The organism is Prosthecobacter sp. (assembly GCF_044232965.1).
GTDB lineage: Bacteria > Verrucomicrobiota > Verrucomicrobiia > Verrucomicrobiales > Verrucomicrobiaceae > Prosthecobacter.
Genome location: NZ_JBIIKX010000153.1, coordinates 1 through 3,307, shown reverse-complemented (window position 1 = coordinate 3,307; position 3,307 = coordinate 1). Strand labels below are relative to the sequence as shown.

At 62.7% G+C, this 3,307-nt stretch carries 2 protein-coding genes and 1 pseudogene; all 3 read right to left on the bottom strand.

Annotation, left to right across the window (positions count from 1 at the left end; translation table 11 throughout):
• A partial coding sequence (locus ACILSI_RS26890) for a GNAT family N-acetyltransferase (RefSeq protein WP_395725014.1) occupies positions 1-576 on the bottom strand: 576 nt, incomplete at its 3' end.
• Positions 577-704: 128 nt separating this feature from the next.
• A complete protein-coding gene (locus ACILSI_RS26885) occupies positions 705-1,124 on the bottom strand; it encodes a SufE family protein (RefSeq protein WP_395725013.1) in 420 nt (139 codons plus the stop codon).
• Positions 1,121-3,307: pseudogene (locus ACILSI_RS26880) on the bottom strand (hypothetical protein); the annotation flags it as partial. The pseudogene ACILSI_RS26880 and the gene ACILSI_RS26885, both read right to left, overlap by 4 nt.

The window sequence follows — 3,307 nt, the reverse complement described above, 5'->3', positions numbered from 1 at the left end:
CTTCGTCCAAAACGTCAGCGTCTTCGGAGATTCGATCTCCTCGCCGATCTCCTTCCACTCAAACGTGGCCTGAAGCTCGGGATGCTTCGTGTAACCCTGGCCGCGCCAAAAATCATCAAGCGGGCGATAGGCTGCGGGGCGCAGCGGATGGTCGGCGGGGCGGTCCACGGCGCAGAAGGTGCTTACTCTCATGCCCAAAGCCTGAACATGGGCCTCACGGCGGGTGAAAAATGCTTTGCCGATGCCCTGACCGCGATATTCGGGCCTCAGGATGGATTCGCCGAAATAGCAGATCGTGGAGAGGTCGTAACCGGCCTTCACAAACGCCGCCTGAAACTCCGGGCCTTCATCCAGCATGGGAAGGCAGGTGGTGGCACCGACGACGCGGTCGTCATCGAAGGCCAGCACGACTAGGCTGCCCATGGAGCGCAGATAAACCCGCAGGTAGTCGCGCTCATACTCCAAACTGCCGTCATAAAGATACGGATACTCGCGAAAGACCGTGATCCGCAGGGTGCCGAGCGCGTCGAGATGCGGCTCGATTTCGGAGCCATGGAAGTTTTGGAGACGAAGCATGGAGCAGAGGTTTGCCGTGGATGGCAGTTGTTTGCAATGGTTTGCGGTGGTTGGAAGACATTGAGGATCGCCTGCTGGCTCATCATCAACTGCAAACAACCGCCAACCATCGCCAACGACAGCAAACCTCAAGCGCCAGCTCCGCTCCATGCCTCCGCCATCTCGCGGATGAGCTTCCGCATGTTCGCGAGGCCGTTCAAACGTGTGGGAGAGAGCATCTTGGTGAAACCGCAGTCTTCCCAGACCTTCGGCTCGACGGCGGCGACTTCGGCGGGGGCGGAGTCGGTGTAAACATCGCACAGCAATGCGGCGAGGCCCTTCACCATCGGGGATTCTGCATCGCAGGCGAACTGGGCGCGGCCATTCACCCTTTCTCCATGCAGCCAGACTCGGGAGACACAGCCGGGAACGAGGTTGGCGTCAATCTTGTGCGCCTCGGCCAGTTTCATGGCGCTGGCCCGTGAAACGACGGCGTTCAGACGCTCGTGCGGATCCTGGATGATGTTTAGGTCGTCGATGAGCGACTGCTGTTTCTCCGCCAGGCTCATTTGATCTTGGCGAGGCGGCCCTTGCTCCAGGTCAGGCCGGTCTGCACGGCCTCGTCATTGGAAGTGGCGGCGGCGAGCTTTTCCCAGATAGCGACGGCGTTGGCAAAGGCGGCCTTGGCCTCGGTTTTTTTGCCAGCGCTCTCGCTGGTGTGGCCCAGCGAGCCGTAAAGCTGCGCGAGCTGGCCCGCCCACATGCGGCGCTCGGGCGTGAGTTTTTCCGAAGCCGGCTGCGCCTTGATCATCGCCTCCAAAGACTCCACCGCCTGCTTGGCGATCGGGATGGCGGCGCTGTTCTTGCCGCCATCAGCCAGCAGCTCGGCGTACTCACCGTGCAGCTTGGCCAGCAAAAAGCCGTAGCGGGCGTTGTCCTTGTCATCGGCAAGGATCTCGTTCACCAGCTCGATGGCGTCCTGCTTTTTCTTGGCGGCCTCGGAAGGATTGCCCGCGTCACGGGCGAGGGAGGCGAGCGAGCCGTAATTGCGAGCCAGGAGGTATTTGACCTCTCCCCATTCAGGAAGCAGGCGGTTCAACTCCAGCAAGATGGGCAAGGCCTGATTGTGCGCCTCTTTGGCGTCTGCACCGCCGAAATGACGGCCGATCAGCTCCGCCAGCTCGGTGTAGGCCTCGGAGAGCAGCAGCGCCTGCTCCTGGTTGCGCGGACTGCTGCCGAGCACGAGCTCGCCCATGTCCTTCACCGAGTCGATGAGGGTGTTGAGCGCCTCTTCGATCTTGCCCGCCTCGCGCTGGCTGATGCCCTTGGCATACTTGGCCCGGGCGAGGATGAATTTTTCGTCGTTGATGAGGTCGTGGCCGATCAGCTTGGCGTCGAGAATGACCGGCACGCGGGCCAGCGCTTGTTCGGAGTCGGCCATGTCGCCGTTGCGCAGGGTGCGCAGGCCGTATTCAAGCCAGGCACGGGCGCACTCGTTGCGGGCGAGGCGGTTTTTCGGATCCGCGGCCAGGCCTTGGTCGAGATTCACCGTGGCCTCCTTCAACAGCGCGAGCGATTCGGCATGACGGCCCTCGCGTCCGCGAATGTCGGAGAGCAGCAGGCTGTAACGGCCCAGCCATTGCTGGTAGAGCGCCAGTTGGGCCGGTTGGGCGGCGCCTTTGGCGATCAGCTCGGCGGCCTGCTCACGCGCCTTGGTGAGGAACTCCACGGCCTGCGGGCCATCGCGCAGTTTCAGGTGCAACTGGCCGATGTTTCCATACGCGCGCAGACGCTCGACGCCGAGCGCGGGAGACTGCTCCAATGCTGGCAGGCCGCGCAGGCAGTAAGCGAGCGCCTCCTTGAGCTGGTCGCGTGAAAAACCGGCCTCCATCTCGTTGCCGGTCGGTGTTTGCAGAAGCTGGGTGAGGAACTGGTCCACCGCGTTCTGCGAGTTCTGCAAATTCTGGTCCGCCACGGCCTTCGCGGCGCGGGAAACATCCCGCTCACTCGTCAGGGTGGTGATCTGGACGCCGAGCGCGTCGGTCTCGAGCTTGTGATTGGAGCTGATGCTGGCGATGGTCGTCTCCGCCTTCTGCGCCCGGCGCAGCGTCACAAAAGCGTAGATGAAACAAATCACAAAGATCGTGAGCAGCGAGATGGCGATGGTCTGGAGCGTGAGCACCTTTTTCGCCTGATTCTGGCGCTCACGGACGGTCTGCTCACGCGCTTCTTCGAGCAAGTAGTCGCCTTCGAGCACCTCAAACTCGCGCACGATCTCGCGCATGTCCGCCCAGCGTGCGGCGGGGTTCAAATCCAAGGCGCGTTCGATGATGTTGCGTCGGCGTTCCTCCCACTTCGACTGCGCCGGCTGCTGCCAGACGATTTTTGGCTGGGATTTGACGGCGGCGAGCAGTGCGTTGCTGTCAACCTGCACCGCGAGGCCGGAGGCGGCGGCCTGGTTGGCGCGCTCGACCTCGCTGTCCCACATCTCCGCGCCACGCGGCAGGTAGCCGTTCAGCAAACGATAAGCGAGGACGCCAAAGCTATACACATCCCACGAGGGTCCATAACCGGCGAAAACACCATCCGGGTTCTCCGCCTGCTCCGGGCAGAGATGCACGAAGTGGTCCGTCAGCTCCAGGTGATGGATGCCACCCACCCAGCCCTGCGCGATGTCGGTGAGGCGGATCGAGGACTCCGCGTCATCCTCCAGCAGCACGTTGCAGGGGCGCAGGTTGCCGTGCGGCAGGCC

Excerpts from the sequence above, each read along its gene's own strand:
- ACILSI_RS26885 (WP_395725013.1), bottom strand. The coding sequence starts at position 1,124 with ATGAGCCTGGCGGAGAAACAGCAGTCGCTCATCGACGACCTAAACATC.